The organism is Mesorhizobium sp. M1D.F.Ca.ET.231.01.1.1, assembly GCF_003999155.2.
Lineage (GTDB): Bacteria > Pseudomonadota > Alphaproteobacteria > Rhizobiales > Rhizobiaceae > Mesorhizobium.
In genome coordinates this window covers 34,275-51,998 of record NZ_RZOZ02000006.1, presented here as the reverse complement: position 1 = coordinate 51,998, position 17,724 = coordinate 34,275, and the positions used below count along the sequence as shown (strand labels likewise).

Annotated in this window: 17 protein-coding genes; 14 read left to right on the top strand and 3 right to left on the bottom strand. The window is 66.3% G+C overall.

All coding sequences use genetic code 11. From position 1 onward, the window contains the following. The first annotated feature begins 102 nt into the window (after positions 1-102). Entirely contained in the window at positions 103-2,514 is a 2,412-nt protein-coding gene (locus EN874_RS17475; protein WP_127426219.1) for an FAD-dependent oxidoreductase, read from the top strand. 12 nt (positions 2,515-2,526) lie between these two features. Next, the gene (locus tag EN874_RS17470; RefSeq protein ID WP_127426218.1) at positions 2,527-4,080 is read left to right on the top strand and encodes a trimethylamine methyltransferase family protein; all 1,554 of its coding nucleotides are present in this window, start codon (positions 2,527-2,529) and stop codon (positions 4,078-4,080) included. A 3-nt stretch (positions 4,081-4,083) separates the two neighbouring features. On the opposite strand, the gene EN874_RS17465 is transcribed toward EN874_RS17470, so the two are convergent. Together EN874_RS17465 and EN874_RS17460 are read right to left on the bottom strand one after the other, a co-directional pair. Beyond that, positions 4,084-4,716, bottom strand: a complete 633-nt coding sequence (locus EN874_RS17465; protein ID WP_168247520.1) for an NAD(P)H-binding protein — start codon at positions 4,714-4,716, stop codon at positions 4,084-4,086. Between the two features lie 19 nt (positions 4,717-4,735). Next, on the bottom strand, positions 4,736-5,629 hold the full coding sequence (locus tag EN874_RS17460; protein ID WP_168247519.1) for a class I SAM-dependent methyltransferase: 894 nt from the start codon (positions 5,627-5,629) through the stop codon (positions 4,736-4,738). 131 nt (positions 5,630-5,760) lie between these two features. On the opposite strand from EN874_RS17460, the gene EN874_RS17455 reads away from it, so the two are divergent. Both EN874_RS17455 and EN874_RS17450 read left to right on the top strand, forming a co-directional pair. Continuing rightward, complete coding sequence (locus EN874_RS17455) at positions 5,761-6,702, top strand: LysR family transcriptional regulator (RefSeq protein ID WP_127426215.1); 942 nt, start codon at positions 5,761-5,763, stop codon at positions 6,700-6,702. Positions 6,703-6,776: 74 nt separating this feature from the next. Further along, positions 6,777-7,184 (top strand): DUF3168 domain-containing protein, encoded by a 408-nt coding sequence (locus EN874_RS17450; RefSeq protein ID WP_127426214.1) that lies wholly within the window; start codon positions 6,777-6,779, stop codon positions 7,182-7,184. A gap of 18 nt (positions 7,185-7,202) precedes the next feature. Here the strand turns inward: EN874_RS17450 and EN874_RS17445 are convergent, their stop codons facing one another. After that, the gene (locus EN874_RS17445) at positions 7,203-7,589 is read right to left on the bottom strand and encodes an ester cyclase (RefSeq protein ID WP_127426213.1); all 387 of its coding nucleotides are present in this window, start codon (positions 7,587-7,589) and stop codon (positions 7,203-7,205) included. Between the two features lie 220 nt (positions 7,590-7,809). Here EN874_RS17445 and EN874_RS17440 point away from each other — a divergent pair, with 220 nt between their 5' ends. From EN874_RS17440 to EN874_RS17395, 10 genes are all read left to right on the top strand, one after another. Further along, positions 7,810-8,109 carry a hypothetical protein gene (locus tag EN874_RS17440; RefSeq protein WP_127426212.1) on the top strand — a complete coding sequence of 100 codons (300 nt, stop codon included), beginning with the start codon at positions 7,810-7,812 and terminating at the stop codon, positions 8,107-8,109. Positions 8,110-8,171: 62 nt separating this feature from the next. Next, positions 8,172-8,837 (top strand): response regulator transcription factor, encoded by a 666-nt coding sequence (locus EN874_RS17435; protein WP_126085102.1) that lies wholly within the window; start codon positions 8,172-8,174, stop codon positions 8,835-8,837. 22 nt (positions 8,838-8,859) lie between these two features. Further along, complete coding sequence (locus tag EN874_RS17430; protein ID WP_127426211.1) at positions 8,860-10,248, top strand: ATP-binding protein; 1,389 nt, start codon at positions 8,860-8,862, stop codon at positions 10,246-10,248. 146 nt (positions 10,249-10,394) lie between these two features. Beyond that, a complete protein-coding gene (locus tag EN874_RS17425) occupies positions 10,395-10,832 on the top strand; it encodes a hypothetical protein (RefSeq protein ID WP_127426210.1) in 438 nt (145 codons plus the stop codon). A gap of 114 nt (positions 10,833-10,946) precedes the next feature. Continuing rightward, a complete protein-coding gene (gene ccmI, locus EN874_RS17420) occupies positions 10,947-12,083 on the top strand; it encodes a c-type cytochrome biogenesis protein CcmI (RefSeq protein ID WP_127426209.1) in 1,137 nt (378 codons plus the stop codon). 3 nt (positions 12,084-12,086) lie between these two features. Further along, positions 12,087-12,530 carry a cytochrome c maturation protein CcmE gene (gene ccmE / locus EN874_RS17415; RefSeq protein ID WP_126085098.1) on the top strand — a complete coding sequence of 148 codons (444 nt, stop codon included), beginning with the start codon at positions 12,087-12,089 and terminating at the stop codon, positions 12,528-12,530. Continuing rightward, positions 12,530-14,515 carry a heme lyase CcmF/NrfE family subunit gene (locus EN874_RS17410; protein ID WP_127426208.1) on the top strand — a complete coding sequence of 662 codons (1,986 nt, stop codon included), beginning with the start codon at positions 12,530-12,532 and terminating at the stop codon, positions 14,513-14,515. The genes ccmE and EN874_RS17410 overlap by 1 nt, the downstream gene beginning before the upstream one ends. Continuing rightward, a complete protein-coding gene (locus EN874_RS17405) occupies positions 14,512-14,979 on the top strand; it encodes a cytochrome c-type biogenesis protein (protein WP_126085096.1) in 468 nt (155 codons plus the stop codon). Before EN874_RS17410 ends, EN874_RS17405 begins: the two co-directional genes overlap by 4 nt. Before the next feature lie 132 nt (positions 14,980-15,111). Beyond that, positions 15,112-16,659, top strand: coding sequence for a Do family serine endopeptidase (locus tag EN874_RS17400; RefSeq protein WP_127426207.1), 1,548 nt, complete (start codon positions 15,112-15,114; stop codon positions 16,657-16,659). 302 nt (positions 16,660-16,961) lie between these two features. After that, positions 16,962-17,636, top strand: a complete 675-nt coding sequence (locus tag EN874_RS17395) for a response regulator transcription factor (protein WP_127426206.1) — start codon at positions 16,962-16,964, stop codon at positions 17,634-17,636. Positions 17,637-17,724 lie beyond the last annotated feature (88 nt).

Below are 17,724 nucleotides of genomic sequence, written 5' to 3'. Positions count from 1 at the left end.
ATAGGCACGGCAAGAAACTCTGCGCAAGCGCTGGACAGAAGTGTCTAGACACATATGTCCAGCAGGTATATCGTAAGGGCTTCCAACGAGAGGGAGAGGCTCGTGAAATCGCATTACCGGGCAGTCGTCATCGGGGGAGGCGTGGTCGGCGCCTCTGTGCTCTACCATCTGACGCGCTTCGGCTGGAGCGATGTGGCGCTCATCGAGCGCGCCGAGCTGACGGCCGGCTCGACCTGGCACGCGGCCGCCGGCTTCCACGCTCTCAATTCCGATCCCAACGTCGCGGCGCTGCAGGATTACACGATCAAGCTCTATCGCGAGATCGAGGCCGAGTCCGGCCAGAATGCCGGGCTGCACATGACCGGCGGCGTCAACATGGCGAGCGACCCGCAGCGCTGGGAATGGCTGAAATCGGCCTGGGCAGTATTCCAGTCGGTCGGCATCGAGACGGCCCGCCTGGTGACGCCGGAAGAAATCAAGCAGATGTGCCCGATCGTCGATGTCAGCGATGTGCTAGGCGGCCTTTACGATTCCAACGAAGGCCATCTCGACCCTTACGGCACGACGCAGGCCTATGCCGGCGCCGCGAAGAAGCGCGGCGCCGACGTGATCCTGCGCAACCGCGTCGTCGAGCTGAAGCAGCGTGCCGACGGCGGCTGGGACGTCGTCACCGAGAAGGGCACGATCGTCGCCGAGCATGTCGTCAACGCCGGCGGCCTCTGGGCCAAGCAGGTCGGGCTGATGGCCGGCGTCGACCTGCCGGTGACGCCGATGGAGCACCACTATTTCGTCACCGAGGACATTCCGGAAGTCGCCGCGCTCGACAAGGAACTCGGCCTCGCCGTCGATCTCGACGGCTTCTCCTATCTGCGGCAGGAGCGCAAGGGCGTGCTGCTCGGCGTCTACGAGCAGAACCCGAAACACTGGAACATGGACGGCGCGCCCTGGGATTACGGCATCGAGCTGATCCCGGAGGACATCGACCGCATCAGCCCGGAGCTCTCCAGGGCCTATCAGCGCTTCCCATGCCTGGCGAAGGCCGGCATCCGCAAATGGGTGAACGGTGCCTTCACCTTCACGCCGGACGGCAACCCGCTTGTCGGCCCGGTCAGGGGCCTCAGCAACTACTGGGTCGCCTGCGGCGTCATGGCCGGCTTCAGCCAGGGCGGCGGCGTCGGCAAGTCGCTGGCCGAGTGGATGATTTACGGCGAGCCACAGGCCGACATCTTCGGCATGGACATCGCCCGCTACGGCGCCTTCGCCGCCAATCGCGAGTATCTGCGGCAAACGACCGGCCAGTTCTACGCCCGGCGGTTCGTCATGACCTTCCCCAACGAGCGTCTGCCGGCCGGCCGGCCGCTGAAGCGTCCCGGCGCTTACGACGGCATGAGCGCCGCCGGCGCCGAGTGGACAGCCTCATGGGGTCTGGAGATCCCGGCCTATTTCGCGCCTATGGGGTTCCGCGAGGAGACGACGCTGAAGCGCTCCAACGCCTTCGACATCGTCGGCGACGAGGTGCTGCAGGTGCGCCGCGGCGCCGGCCTCGTCGATACGACTGCCTTCTCACGCTACGCCGTGTCCGGCCCAGGCGCCGAGGCCTGGCTCGACCGGCTGCTCGCCTGCAGGCTGCCGAAGGCCGGCCGCGCCAAGCTCGCGCCGATGCTTGGGTCTGACGGCAGGCTGAAGGGCGATCTCACGGTGCTCAACTGGGGCGACGGCGAGTACTGGATCATGGGCTCCTACTATTTGCGCGAATTCCATATGCGCTGGTTCGGAGCGCATATGGCGGACGGCGTTTCCGTCACCGACATTTCGGACACGGTGTCCGGCTTCCTCGTCACCGGACCCAACGCACGCAAGATCGTCGAACGCACGACGCATCAGGACATCTCCGCCGAAACCTTGCCGTTCATGGCCTGCGGCGCGTTCGACATCGGCATGGTGCGGGCCCGCGTCGCCCGGCTGTCGATCGCCGGCGAGCTCGGCTTCGAGATCAATTGCCCGGCCACCCTGCATTCGACCCTGCGCGAGACGCTGCTTGCCGCCGGCGAGGATCTCGCCCTCGCCGAGATCGGCTACTACGCGCTCAATGCGCTGCGGCTGGAAAAGAGCTTCGGCATCTGGTCGCGCGAGTTCACGCAAGGCTACACACCGGGGCAGACCGGGCTCGACCGTTTCATCGCCTTCGACAAGAATGGTTTCATCGGCCGCGAGGCCGCGCTCGAGGAGCGCGAGGCCGGTGTCACGCGACGCATCGTGACGCTGGAAGTCGATGCGGTCGACGCCGACGCCAGCGGCTTCGAGCCGGTCTGGCACAAGGGGCGCCGCGTCGGTTTCGTCACCTCCGGCGGCTATGGCTACACGGTCGGCAAGAGCGTCGCCCTGGCGTTGCTGGATGACGATTTCGCCGGGCAGGGGACGGAGCTTTCCGTACACATTGTCGGCGTCGAACGGCCGACGCGCGTCATCGCGGCCTCGCCTTACGACCCCAAGGGCGAGGCAATGCGGCAATAGGGAGGACCAGGCATGATTGACGAGGCCGCACGCGATCTGAGGCGCGAACGCCGGCGCGGACGAACCGGCGAGGCCGGCAGCGAGTCGAGCCGCCGCCCGAACTACCGTTCCCTGAAGAACGCGTTCCTGCCGCAGCCGGTCTTCTCCGACGACCAGGTCGTCGCCATCCACGACACGGCGCTGCGCGTGCTGGAGGAGCTCGGCATCAAGGTGCTGCTGCCCGAAGCCCGCGCCATCTTTGCCCAGGCCGGCGCGCTGGTCGATGAGGACAGCCAGATGGTGAAGATCGGCCGCGACATCGTGACGGCCGCGCTTGCCTCGGCGCCGCGCTCTATCCCGGCGCGGGCTGGTGACCGCTACCGCGATCTCGATCTCGAACTCGGCACGATGACCTTCCTCGCCGGCTGCGGCGCCCCCAACGTCACCGATCTCGAGCGCGGCCGGCGGCCGGGGACGCTTCAAGCCTTCGAGGATTTCATCCGGCTGGTGCAGCATTTCGACGTGCTGCACATGCTCGGGCCCTGCGTCGAGCCGCAGGACGTCGACACGCGCTTTCGCCACTATGCCACCGGCCGGGCGCAGCTGACGCTGTCCGACAAGGTGCCGTTCGTCTTCGCGCGCGGCACGCCGCAGGTCGAGGACAGCTTCGAGATGGTTCGCTTGGCGCGCGACCTGTCCGAGGACGAATTCCTGGCCGGCGCCTATTGCTACACCGTCATCAACACCAACTCGCCGCGCCAGCTCGACATCCCGATGGCGCAAGGCATCATCGACTTCGCCAGGGCCGGCCAGGTCTCGATCATCACGCCCTTCTGCCTGGCGGGCGCCATGGCGCCGATCACGGTCGCCGGCGCGCTGACGCTGCAGCACGCCGAGGCGCTGGCCGGGCTGACGCTGGCCCAGGTCGTGCGCCCCGGCGCGCCTGTGGTCTACGGCTCCTTCTCCTCCAATGTCGACATGAAGTCGGGCGCGCCGGCCTTCGGCACGCCGGAGCACGTCAAGGCGACCTTGGGTGCCGGCCAGCTCGCGCGCTTCACCGGCCTGCCGTGGCGCTCCGGCGGCGGCAGCGCCGCCAATATTTCGGACGCGCAGGCCGCGCATGAGACGCAGTTCGCGCTGTGGGGCTCGGTGCTTGCCGGCGCCACCGTCTGCATCCATGCCGCCGGCTGGCTGGAAGGCGGCCTGAGCGTGTCCTTCGAGAAGCTGATCACCGACGTCGAAGCGCTGCAGACGGTCGCCGAGCTTTGCGCGAAGACGCCCGGCGACGCCGATGCCATCGGCTTCGAAGCCATCGCCGAGGTGCAGCCCGGCGGTCACTTCTTCTCGGCCGCTCACACCATGACGCGCTACCGCACCGCATTCTACGAGCCTCTGGTCGCCGACTGGTCGAATTTCGGCAACTGGACGCAATCCGGCTCGAAGAGCGCGACCGAGCGCGCCACCGGCATCTGGAAGCGGATCCTTTCCGACTTCCAGGCGCCGCAATCCGCCGCCGCCACAGCAGGCGTGCTCGACGAATTCATCGCGCGGCGCACCGGGGAGGGCGGCGCGGCGCCGGTGTCGTGAACATCAAGGCAACAGGGCGACCGCCTTGCGCGAATATGTGGCGTCGCCGACCTGATCGAGCATGAAGGCGGCCACGTCGGCGCGCGACAGCGTTGGCAGCAGCGATCTGGCCTGGATGCCGTCGCCATGGCGGAACGTGCCGGTTGCCGGACCGCTGCCGAGCCTGGGCGGCCGCACGATGGTCCAGTCGATCCCGGACTGCGCGATGAGCCCTTCTTTGGCTTCGTGATCCGCCACCTCATGGCGCAGCACCAGCGGCACGATGATGCCGCCGAGCAGCGGCCCAAGTTGCCGGCGGCTGTCGCGGACGCCCAGGAAGGACAGGTAGATGAGCCGGGCGGGCCCGCTCCGCTGCACTGCCTCGATCATGAAGCCGATGCCAGCGATCACCGCCGCATCGTGCTTCAGCGGCACGCCGACGCCGAGACAGCTCAACACCGCGTCGTGGCCGGCAATGGCACCTTCCACCGCCTGGCGGTCGGCGACGTCGCCGACGAGCAGGCTGAGATGTTCGTGGCTGATCGCAAGCTTGCCGGGCGTGCGGACGAAGGCGGCCACCATATGGCCTTTCGCCAGCGCGGCCGAGACGAGGGCGCGCCCCGTCGCGCCGGAGGCGCCGAAGATCAGCAATCTCATCGTCAGTCTCCGGTTGTCGTCAGCCCGGCTTGCGTCCGGCGACGAAAGCGACCGGCGCTCCGGCCGGACCGAGCAGCAACCTTGTGTCGATATAGCCCCATTGCTCGACCAGCGCCTGCGCCGCGCCTTTCTCGAAAACCGTGCCGCCCCACATGGTGGTGCGGAAACCGGCCAGCGCCTCTCCCAACGCGTCCGGCCCGGGATTGACCATTGCCAGCAGCAACCAGCCACCCGCCTTGAGCACCGCCCGGCAACGCGGGACGATCGCCCTGACATGCGCCTCCGGAATGAAGGCGCTGGGCACGAAGGCAAGGTCGAACATCTCATCGAGGGTGACCTCCTGGGCGAGCCCGGTGTGTAGCGCGATGCGGTCGGCGAGTCCGGCCGCCCTGACATTGGCATGCGCCTGGGCGATGGCTTCGGACGACGGGTCGATGCCGACGGCCCGCAGTCCAGGCCATTCCCGCAGCATCGACACCGACAGCGCGCCGACGCCGACGCCGATATCGAGGAAGGCGGCGCCCGGCGTCTCGAGCCTCTCCGGCAGGCCGGCAAGCTGCGGCGCGATCGATCGCTCCAGCAGCGCCGGAAAGCCGGTGGAAACGTCGCCGAGGGCCTGTCTTAAGATGGCTTCCATGGTCTGCGCGCCGGCGGAAGGCGCCGTCAGCAGCTTGCTTCCCGACAAGAGATCGACCTTGATGCCCGCCAGCACGGGCAGAAGCTCGGCGGCGCTGGCGTCGGCGACCAGGTCGGACACTCCGAGGCTGCCGAGCACGGCTTCGGTGCGGCTGGCGGTCTCGCCGTCCATCGCCGTGCCGCGCAGCCGCGAATCCAGCGCAAGGCCGAGCGCCGCGAGCGCATTGACCGATGCCGCGTGCCGCGCCACCACCGCCCGCAGGCCTTCGATGTCCATAGCTTTGCTCCTTGATACGGATCGGCCGATCCTTGCGCGGGCGGCCCCGCCCGGCCATTCGCGATTTTCGCGCAAGCCTGTGCAAAACCGCACAAGCATTCGCCGCCGGGTTGGTCTAGAATGCTTGGGTGATGACAACCGGCGAACCGGACTGGAACGATCTGCGCTTCTTCCTTGCCGCCGCGCGGGCGGGAACGCTGTCGGGCGCGGCGCGCGCGCTGGGCGTGCGGCACACCACGATCGGCCGGCGCCTGGCGGCGCTCGAAACCGCGCTCGGGGCCTCGCTGGTGTTGCGCGGGCCGCAAGGCGTCGAGGTGACGCCGCTGGGACGGAGACTGCTGCCGCTCGGCGAGGATCTGGAACGCGCCATTGAGGCGATTACGGCCCTGGCCCGCCCGGGCACGCGCCGCGTCAGGCTGGCGCTGCCGACCGGGTTCAGTCCCATCTTTGCCGAGGGCATGGCGGCTTTCCGCAAGGCTTGTCCCGGCATCGGCCTCGAATTGACCAGCGGCAGCCGCCCCGTCGACCTGCGCCATGGCGAGGCCGACCTGGCGGTCAGGATCGGGACCCTGACCGATGAAACGATGGTCGCGCGCAAGCTTTGCCTCTCGGGCTGGTCGCTCTATGCGTCCCGCGCCTATCTCGACCGCCATCCGATGCCTATCGATCCACGAAGCCTGTCAGGGCACGAGATCATCGGCTTCCATGAGAACCTCGCGGGCGTGCCCGGCGCCCGCTGGATCGAAGCCCATGGCGAGGGCGCGACGATCGTCCTCCGCGTGGCCGAGATGACCGAGATGCTGGCGGCGGCGCTGGGCGGCGCCGGGCTCGCCGTGATGCCCTGCATGCTGGCGGAACCGGAACCGCGTATGGTGCGGCTCACGCCCGATATTCTCGGCAGCCACCCGGTTTCGCTTGTCTGTCGCCGCGAGATCGGTAATGAGGCGCCGGTACGCGCCGTGATCCGCTTCGCGACCGCTGTGATCAAGGACCATGCGGCGCTGATCGGTGGCGAGCCGCGCCGGCTTGCCGAAAGCGGTTCCCGAACCGCTCCCATCGATCTGGCGAAGTGATCGCAACGCGGTTACGGTGCGCGCGAAACGGCCGGCGGTTTGTTCAAGGCGTGTCAGGCGAATGGAGACGATAGATGACGGCGCCTGGCGATTTGATGCAGGCCTTGTTCCTGCGACTGAAGACCGATGTGTCGCTGTCGGCGCTGCTGGGCGGCGCCGGCTTGCTCGAGCGCGCCAGCGACAAGGCCGCCTTTCCCAACGTGACCTACGGCCGCACCAGCGCCTTCGATCTCGAAACCGGCGCCGACAATGACAATGATCAGCTCATCACGCTGCATGTCTGGTCGAAGTCGCAAGGCGAGGCCGAGGCGCGCCTTATCATGGACAGCATCAGGGCGCGCCTCGACGGCGCGGCCCTTTCGATCGGCCCGCGCGGTCAGACACGCCTGTCGCTGGAATTCGCCGAGGCGCGCTATGACGAGGATCTGGCGGTCCACCATGGGCTGTTGCGCTTTCGCGCGCTGACGCAGGAAAGCGCCTGATGGGAGCAGATCAACTTTCTAAAGCTGAGCCTGGATGGCGGCCTTGTCGATGACCGACCAGACTTCGCCTATCCGCCCATCCTGGAATTCATAAAAGACGTTTTCGGCGAAGGAGACGCGCTTGCCGTTCACCGGCAGGCCGAACAGCATGCCCTTGGGCCTGCAGTCGAAATGCAGTCGGGCCGCCACGCGCGGCGGTTCCGATACCAGAAGCTCGATGTTGAAACGCAGATCGGGAATGGACTCGAAATCGCCTTCCAGCATCCGGCGGTAGCCCGAAAGCCCGATCGTCTCGCCGTTATACTGCACCTCCTCGCCGACGAAGCGGCCGAGATTGTCCCAGTCCTGTTCGTTGAGGCAGGCGATGTAGCCTTTGTAGCGGTCGGCAAGGTCCTCGCGCGTCATGGCATTCTCCCGTGGTCGCTCTCTTTACGGGCGCTAACTAGAGCACGATCGCCCGCGCGAAAACCGTAGCCGCGCCGGTGCCTTTCCGGCTATGAATTCATGGCACGGCCGGAGGGGGCCTGGGCAGCAAGAACAAGTATCATGGGGGCATGGCGGACATGGATTTTCGGCCGTTCACCGTTCATTTCACGTTCAGCACCGATGCGTTAGAACCGTGATCATGAAAACGTTCCGCTCCTATATCCGTGCCGCGACGCTGATGCTTGCCGCAGCCGCCCTTTTTGCCTCGCAGGCGATGGCGATGCCGGTCACCCAGCCGTCGGCCGACGAGCCGATCGTGCTTGCCGCGAGCGATTGCTACGCGATCGGCCAGCAGGTCGCCGCGCAGAATGGCGGCACGCTCGCCAAGGCCTCGCAGGCGACGCGCGGCGGTCAGCAGGTCTGCGTCATCGTCGTGCTGGTGCCCGGCAAGGACGGCCAGCGTCCGCGCCGTTCCGAGATCGTGGTGCCGCTGAACTGAGCCCATCGTTTCCCTGGCCGGCGGAATCGGCCTATACCTTACGCAACAACAGGCCTCAACCCATGCGCGTGCTCGTCGTCGAGGATGACAAGGATCTCAACCGGCAGCTGGCGGACGCGCTGGTCGATGCCGGCTATGTGGTCGACCGCGCCTATGACGGCGAGGAGGGGCATTTCCTCGGCGACACCGAGCCTTACGACGCCGTCGTCCTCGACATCGGCCTGCCGCAGATGGACGGCATCAGCGTCGTCGAGCGCTGGCGCCGCGGCGGGCGCAAGATGCCGGTGCTGATCCTGACGGCTCGCGACCGCTGGAGCGACAAGGTGGCCGGCATCGACGCCGGTGCCGACGACTATGTCACCAAGCCGTTCCACATCGAGGAGGTGCTGGCCAGGGTGAGGGCGCTGATCCGCCGCGCCGCCGGCCATGCCTCGTCCGAGCTCACCTGCGGTCCGCTCAGGCTCGACACCAAGGCCTCCAAGGCCGACGTCAGCGGTGTGCCGCTGAAGCTCACCTCGCACGAGTTCCGGCTGCTCGCCTATCTGATGCACCATATGGGCGAAGTGGTGTCGCGCACCGAATTGGTCGAGCATCTCTACGACCAGGATTTCGACCGCGATTCCAACACCATCGAGGTGTTTGTCGGCCGGCTTCGCAAGAAGATGGGCATCGACATGATCGAAACCGTGCGTGGCATGGGCTATCGCATGCGAGAGCCGGAGGCGTGACTCGGAACCGCTGAAGCCGACGATGGGAACGTGGCTTTCAAGGCTGCGGCTCTGGCCGCGCTCGCTGACCTTCCGCGTCATCGCTTTTTCGACGGTCTGGGCGATCCTGACGCTCATCGTCATCTTCACCCTCATCACCACGCTCTACCGGCAGGCCAGCGAGCGCGGCTTCGACAGCCTGCTTTCGGCGCATCTGTTCAACCTGATCGGCTCCGTGGGCATTTCCGACAGCGGCGCGCTCACCGGCTCGCCCGACCTTGGCGACCTGCGCTTCTCCGAGCCGAATTCCGGCTGGTACTGGTCGGCGGAGCCGGCCTCCGAAGACGTCCACGGCGAAATCCATTCCTCCTCGATGACGACCTCGATCCTGTCGCCAAGCGTCGCCGAGGTGCCCTTCAACGCGAATTTCCAGCGCAGCTACGCGACCGAGGGCATCAAGGGCGAGGAGCTCGAAGTCTTCGAGAGCGAATTCGTGCTCGATGCCAAGAACCGCGCCGCGCGCTTCCGCGTAATGGGCAACCACAGTGAGCTGGAGCGGGAGATCGGCAGCTTCCAGCGCCGGCTGCTCACCTATCTGTCGCTGTTCGGCGTCGGCATGATCGCCATCAACGCCATCGCCATCCTGCTCGGCCTGCAGCCCTTGCGCCGCGTGCGCAATGCGCTCGCCATGGTGCGCGAGGGCACGGCGCAGCGGCTCGACGGGCGCTTCCCCGCCGAGATAGAACCCTTGGCCAGTGAGACCAACGCGCTGATCGAGAACAACAAGCGCATCGTCGAGCGCTCCCGAACTCAGGTCGGCAACCTCGCCCACTCGCTGAAGACGCCCCTGGCCGTCTTGATCAACGAGGGTCGCGCGCTCGGCGGCGCCAAGGGCCAGCTCATTGCCGAGCAGGCGGCCTCGATGCAGAAGCAGGTGGACCATTATCTGCAGCGCGCCCGCGTCGCCGCCCAGCGCGACAGCGTCGTCTTCCGCACGCCGGTGAAGCCATTGGTCGAGCGCATGGTGCGGGTGCTGCAAAAGCTCAACCCGCGGACGAAGATGACGCTGTCGCCGCCGCCCGCCGAGATCGTCTTTGCCGGCGAGCGCGAGGATCTGGAGGAATTGCTCGGCAATCTGCTCGACAACGCCGTGAAATGGGCAAAGAGCGCCGTCGCGGTCTCGGTTGCCGCCGTTGCGGGAAGCGCCAACCTGTTCGAAATCGTTGTAGAGGATGACGGCCCCGGCATCCCTGAGGACAGCGCGCGGGAAGTGTTGAAGCGTGGCAAGAGACTGGACGAGACGAAGCCGGGAACGGGGCTCGGATTGGCCATTGTCGCTGATCTCGTCAACGAGTATGGAGGCACCTTGGCGCTGGAACGGTCAGGCATGGGCGGCTTGAGGGCGGTGGTGAGATTGCGGAGCCTTCATTAATGTTTTTTATCGATTTGCGTGCGGCTGGCAGCAGCCAAATTTCCGACAAACATCAACACTATGGGCTTGCCGTCCTCCCCGACGGCGCGGCCCCCAGTTCATTTCGCTCAAGAAGTCCATTTCGCTCAAGAGAACCGGTTGCTGGCATGAAGATTCGCGTCGCGCTCGTTTCCGCCCTGATGGCCGTTTCGGGCTGCACCACGCTGGGCAGGGGCGGTCCGACCACTCCGGTCACGCCCGTCGCCACGCCGCCGGCCGCCGGCAAGGTTGGAACCAGCATCGTCGCGGCCATGAATGGCGGGCTCATCGGCGGCTCGATCGGTTCGGGTCTGAGCGATGCCGAGAAGCGCAAGGGTCTTGAGGCCGAGTACAAGGCGCTGGAATATAACGCCAGCGGCCAGAAGGTGACGTGGAAGGGCGACAGGTCGACCCATTATGGCGAGGTCGTTGCCGCCCAGCCTTATCGGGTCGGCTCGCAGGACTGCCGCCAGTACACCCACACCGTCTACACGAGCGGCACGGGGGTCACGGCGCGTGGCACCGCCTGCCGCAATGCCGACGGCAGCTGGACGCCGCTGACTTAAGTGAGGCAACAGCCGGCATTTGATATCGATCAAGGCCGTGCTTCGCGTCTGCCGTCAAAGCGTCGCAGTATGCTTGTGTTGGCAGGGCAGGGCTCTGCCTTTATTGGAATAGCCATGCTGTTCTGGGTCATAGCCGCAATCCTCACGCTGGGCGCCAGCCTGGCGGTGCTTCTGCCGTTGGCCGGCGGCACGAAAGGTGCGTCGGCGGCCGGCGACCACGACCTCGAAGTCTATCGCGACCAGCTTTCGGAGCTAGATCGCGACATGGCGCGCGGCCTGATCCAGCCGGGCGAGGCCGAGGAGGCCCGCGCCGAGATCGGCCGCCGCATCCTGCGTCTCGGCTCGACTAGCCAGCCCGGCAAGGAAGCGCCGCGCCCCTCGCGCGCCGCAAGGCTGGTCGCCACCGCCGCCGTGCTGGCGGTGCCGCTGGTAAGCTGGGGGCTCTACGGCACACTCGGCTCGCCGGATCTGCCCTCGCAGCCGCTGGCCGAACGGCTCGCCAAGAACCCGGCCGATTCCTCGGTGGATGAACTGGTCGCGCGCGCCGAGGCCCATCTCGCCGCCAATCCTTCGGACGGCAAGGGATGGGACGTGCTGGCGCCTGTCTACCTGCGCCTGCAGCGCTACAGCGACGCCGTCACAGCCTATCGCAACGCCATCCGCCTCGACGGCGACAGCGCCGTCCGCCAGGCCGGCCTCGGCGAGGCGATCGCCAACGCCGCCGGCGGCATCGTCACGGCCGATGCTCAAGGCGCCTTCGACGCGGCCTTGAAGCTCGATCCCGCCAATGCCAAGGCAAGCTTCTATCTGGCGATGGGCCTCGCCCAGGAAGGCAGGAAGACCGAAGCCGCGGCTGCCTGGCAGAAGATGCTCGGCCAGCTTTCGCCGAATTCGCCCTGGCGCAGCGCCGTCCAGCAGGCGCTTGCCGAAACGGCCGAGCCGGCGGTCGCGGCCGGCAAGCCGGCGAACGGCCCGGATGCCGGTCAGGTCGAGGCGGCGCAGCAGATGTCGCCGCAGGACCGGCAGGCGATGATCGAAACCATGGTCGCCGGCCTCGACGACAGGCTGAAGCAAAATCCGCGCGACGAGGAAGGATGGATGCGGCTCATTCGTTCCTATGTCGTGCTCGGCAAGGCCGACCAGGCGCGCGACGCGCTCGGCCGCGCTGTTGCCGCCTTCGGCGCCGATAGCGAGCAGGCAAAAAAATTCACCGCCTTTGCCGCCTCCCTCGGCGTGACGGCGACGGAGTAGGACATGACGCGCAAGCAGAAGCGATTGTCGGTGATCGTGGCGGGGCTGGCTTTCCTGGCCGCCGCCACCGGGCTCACCTTCTATGCGCTCGGCCAGAAGGCCTCCTATTTCTACATGCCGGCAGATCTCGCCACCGCAACCGTTGAGCCTGGGCAGCGCATCCGCCTCGGCGGCCTGGTGGAGAAGGGCACGATCGTGCGCGGCGAGGGCGCCACCGTCGCCTTCTCGGTCACCGACAAGCAGAAGTCGGTCAAGGTCACCTATACCGGCATCCTGCCCGACCTCTTCCGTGAGGATCAGGGCGTCATCACCGAGGGCGCGTTCGGCCCGGACGGCGTCTTCGTCGCCGACAGCGTTTTAGCCAAGCATGACGAGCGCTATATGCCGAAGGAAGTCGCCGACGGCCTGAAGGCCAAGGGCGTCTGGCAGGAAAGTGCGAGTCAATAATGGTTGAGACCGGACATTTCGCGTTAGTCCTCGCCTTCGCGCTGTCGCTGGTGCAGATGCTGATGCCGCTGGTCGGCGCCCGCACCGGCAACCGGCGGCTGATGGCGGTCGGCGGTCCGGTCGCGGTCACCGGCTTCGCGCTCACCGCGCTCTCTTTCACGGCGTTGGCGACTGCCTATGCCGGCTCCGACTTCTCGGTGGCGAGCGTGTGGGAGAATTCGCACTCGCTGCAGCCGATGATCTACAAGATCACCGGCACCTGGGGAAACCACGAGGGCTCGATGCTGCTCTGGGTGCTGATCCTGACCTTCTTCGGCGCGCTCGTCGCTGCCTTCGGCTCGAACCTGCCGGCGACGCTCAAGGCCAACGTGCTTGCCGTGCAAGGCATGATCGGCGCCGCCTTCTTCCTGTTCATCCTGGCGACGTCCAATCCCTTCATCCGCCTGAACCCGGCCCCGATCGAGGGCCGCGACCTCAACCCGATCCTGCAGGACCTCGGCCTCGCCATCCATCCGCCGCTGCTCTATCTCGGCTATGTCGGTTTCTCGATCTGCTTCTCCTTCTCGGTCGCGGCACTCATCGAAGGCCGCATCGACGCCTCCTGGGCGCGCTGGGTGCGGCCCTGGACCCTGGTCGCCTGGATGTTCTTGACGGGCGGCATCGCCATGGGCTCCTACTGGGCCTATTACGAGCTCGGCTGGGGCGGCTTCTGGTTCTGGGATCCGGTCGAGAACGCCTCCTTCATGCCCTGGCTCGCAGGCACCGCGCTGCTTCATTCGGCGATCGTCATGGAGAAGCGCTCGGCACTGAAGATCTGGACGCTGCTGCTTGCCATCCTCACCTTCTCGCTGTCGCTGCTCGGCACCTTCCTGGTGCGCTCCGGCGTGCTCACCTCGGTTCATGCCTTCGCCACCGACCCCGCGCGCGGCGTCTTCATCCTCTGCATCCTGACGCTGTTCATCGGCGGCTCGCTGGCGCTGTTCGCGCTGCGCGCGTCCACGCTGACGGCCGGCGGTCTGTTCCACCCGATCTCGCGCGAGGGCGCGCTGGTCCTCAACAACCTCTTCCTGACTACCGCCACCGCGACGGTGCTCGTCGGCACGCTCTATCCGCTGGCGCTCGAAGCGCTCACAGGCGGCAAGATCTCGGTCGGCGCGCCGTTCTTCGACCTGACCTTCGGTCCGCTGATGCTGCCGTTGCTGGCCATCGTGCCGTTCGGGCCGCTGCTGGCCTGGAAGCGCGGGGATGTCGTCGCCGCTTCCCAGCGCCTGATGGCTGCGTTCGCATTGGCGCTTGCCGCGGTGCTGGTCACCGGTCTGTTCATCGATGGCGCCTCTGTCTTCGCCGCGCTTGGCGTCGGCCTCGCCGCATGGCTGGTCGCCGGCGCGCTCACCGACCTCGCCGTCAAGTCGGGGATCGGCTCGGTGGCGCCGACGGTCATGCTGCGGCGCTTTGTCGGCCTGCCGCGCTCGGTCTTCGGCACCGCGCTTGCGCATCTTGGTCTTGGGCTCACCTTGCTCGGCATCGTCGGCACGCTGTCCTTCGGCACCGAGAAGATCCTCGCCATGCGCCCCGGCGAGACGGTGGAACTCTCCGGTCATACACTGCGCTTCGAAGGGCTCTCCCCGCGGAAAGGCCCGAACTTCACCGAGGATCGCGGCCGCTTTCAGTTGATTGGCGCTGACGGCAATGCCGATGGCGAAATCACCTCCGCCAAGCGTTTCTATCCAGTGCGGCAGACGGTGACGACCGAGTCCGGCATCAGGACGCTGGGCTTGAGCCAGCTCTATCTGTCGCTCGGTGACGAGGGCAATGATGGTTCCGTCGTCGTGCGTCTGTGGTGGAAGCCGCTGGTGACGCTGATCTGGGGCGGCGGGCTGGTGATGATGGCGGGCGCCGCCGTGTCGCTGTTCGACCGCCGCCTGCGAGTCGGCGCGCCGGCAAGCCGCCGTAAGCCTGCAGCCGTAATCGCGAGCCCGACATGAAGGCCAGGTTTTCGCTCGCCTCGCTGATCCTGCTGCTGGCTCTGCTCTTTGCCGGTACGGCCCAGGCGGTGAAGCCTGACGAGGTGCTGGCCGATCCGGCACTGGAGGCCCGCGCCCGCGCGCTCTCCGAAGGCCTGCGCTGCATGGTCTGCCAGAACCAGTCGATCGACGAATCCGACGCCGATCTGGCGCGTGACCTGCGCATCCTCGTGCGCCAGCGCCTCGTCGCCGGCGACACCGACCAGCAGGTGATGGACTATATCGTCTCGCGCTATGGCGAGTTCGTGCTGTTGAAGCCGCGCTTCAGCCTGCGCAACGCGCTGTTGTGGGGCACGCCGGCGCTTCTGCTTCTGGCTGGCGGCATCTTCATCGTGCTGAGCGCCCGTTCGCGCCGGCCGGCGCCGGACAGCACCCTCAGCGCCGAGGAACAGGCGGCGCTTGACAAGATGCTGCATCGGGACTGAGCCGCCGTCCGGCACCCGGCACATTACAAAACTTTCATGTACCGGAAATGGCGCCGTAATGTGCGGCTGTCTAATCCTCTTGCCCGAGGATGCTTCGCCTGAGCGCATCCCTTCGAAAGAGGAACGAAATCCATGAATATTGCCCCCAATTCATATTCCCGCACCCGCAAGCGCCTGATGGCGGCCGTCGCCTCCCTGGCGGTCGTTGGTACCGTCGGCGCGGGCATGCTCGCAACCGGCACCGCCCCTGTGCTGGCCGATGCCGTGCGCGTCGAGGCCCCGCAGGTCCCGAGCTTCGCCGATGTCGTCGAGCGCGTCTCGCCGGCGGTCGTCAGCGTCAAGGTCAAGGCCAAGATCCAGCCGACGGCCGACGACGGCTCCGATGACCAGGACGGCTTCGACAACCTGCCCGACAATCCGCAACTGCGCCGCTTCTTCAAGGAGTTCCGTGGCTTCGGCGATCAGGGTGGCCAGCAGTTCGGCATGCGGCCCTTCGGTCATCGCAACCACGGCAATGGCGAGCCGCGCCCGGTTGCCCAAGGCTCGGGCTTCTTCATTTCCGAAGACGGCTACCTTGTCACCAACAACCACGTCGTTTCGGAAGGCTCGGACTTCACCGTTGTCACCAATGACGGCAAGGAGCTCGACGCCAAGCTGATCGGCGCCGATCCGCGTACCGACCTCGCCGTGCTGAAAGTCGACGGCGGCGGCAAGTTCACCTATGTCGATTTCGCCGACGACTCCAAGATCCGCATCGGCGACTGGGTGGTGGCCGTCGGCAACCCGTTCGGCCTCGGCGGCACCGTCACCGCGGGCATCGTCTCGGCCCGCGGCCGCGACATCGGCGCCGGACCCTATGACGACTTCATCCAGATCGACGCCTCGGTCAATCGCGGCAATTCCGGCGGTCCGACCTTCAACCTCAACGGCCAGGTGATCGGCATCAACACCGCCATCTTCTCGCCCTCGGGCGGCAGCGTCGGCATCGCCTTCGACATTCCGGCCTCGACCGCCAAGCAGGTCGTCGAAGACCTGATGAAGAACGGCTCCGTCCAGCGTGGCTGGCTCGGCGTCGAGATCCAGCCGGTCACTTCCGACATCGCCGAGTCGCTCGGCCTGAAGTCGGACAAGGGCGCGCTGGTTTCGAGCGCCCAGGATGCCGGCCCCGGCAAGAAGGCGGGCATCACGGCCGGCGATGTCATCACCCAGGTTGACGGCAAGGATGTCGCCTCGCCGAAGGAACTCGCCCGCGTGATCGGCGCCTATCAGCCCGGCAAGTCGGTCGATGTCACCGTCTGGCGCAACGGCAGGAACGAGACGGTCAAGGTCGATCTCGGCACGCTGCCTTCGAGCGACAAGCAGGCCTCGAACGACGACAAAAACAAGCAGGCGGCCCCGGCCAAGGCCGATACGCTTGCCGATCTCGGCCTCACCGTCACCAAGTCGGAGAACGGCAAGGGCCTGGTCGTCACCGATGTCGACCCGGACAGCGATGCGGCCGACCGCGGCATCCAGCCCGGCGATGTCATCACCTCGATCAACTCGAACGAGGTGAACACCACCGACGACGTCTCCAAGGCAATGACGGACGCCGCCAAGTCGGGCCGCAAGGCCGTGCTGATGCAGATCACCCGCGACGACGCGAACCGCTTCGTCGCGCTGCCGGTCGGCAAGGGCTGATCCGATAGAGCGGTTCATCGTTTTTCACGGAAACGCAGAACCGCTCTATCGCCTTGTTCTACGCAATTCCGAACCGAAAACCGCTTCACGCTTTTCCTGGAATTGCTCTGGCGACTTTTCCCAGCGGCGGTTTCAACACCCCCGATCCGCCGTCGGGAAAACATGGGGCCGAGCACGTCAGTCAGTCACCGTGTTTCGCTCCTGGCGGCAGCGGGTTTCCCATCACTCGCTGCCGCTTTAACTGAAAGACCAAGGCAATGGCTGCTCCTCAATCTTCCGGTGAAATCGCGTATAAAGGTTCCATGAAGATTCTCGTCATGGAAGACGATCGCGAGGCAGCGGATTACCTTAAGAAGGCCTTCGCCGAGGCGGGCCACACCGCCCATGTCGCGGGCGACGGTGAGACCGGCTTCGCGCTGGCCGACGCCGGCGACTATGACGTGATGGTGGTCGATCGCATGATGCCGCGCCGCGACGGCCTGTCGGTGATCGCAGCGCTCCGCTCGCGTGGCAACACCACCCCGGTGCTGATCCTGTCGGCGCTGGGCGAGGTCGACGACCGCGTCACTGGCTTGCGCGCCGGCGGTGACGATTACCTGACCAAGCCTTACGCTTTTTCCGAACTGCTCGCCCGCGTCGAAGTGCTCAACCGCCGCGCCGGCGCCCGCGAGGCCGAGACCGTCTACCGTGTCGGCGATCTCGAGCTCGACCGTCTTTCCCATTCGGTCAAGCGCGCTGGCCACGATGTCACGCTGCAGCCGCGCGAGTTCCGCCTGCTCGAATATCTGATGCGCCATGCCGGCCAGGTGGTGACGCGCACCATGCTGCTGGAAAATGTCTGGGATTATCATTTCGATCCGCAGACCAACGTCATCGACGTTCACGTTTCGCGCCTGCGCGGCAAGATCGAGAAGGGCTTCGACAAGCCGATCCTGCACACGATCCGCGGCGCCGGCTATATGCTGAAAGGCGGCTAGAGCATGATCCCTAAAAGTGGGAACCGGTTTTCGGTGAAGATCATGCTACAACAAGGAGTCAGATCAGAATGACGATTCAACCGATCGT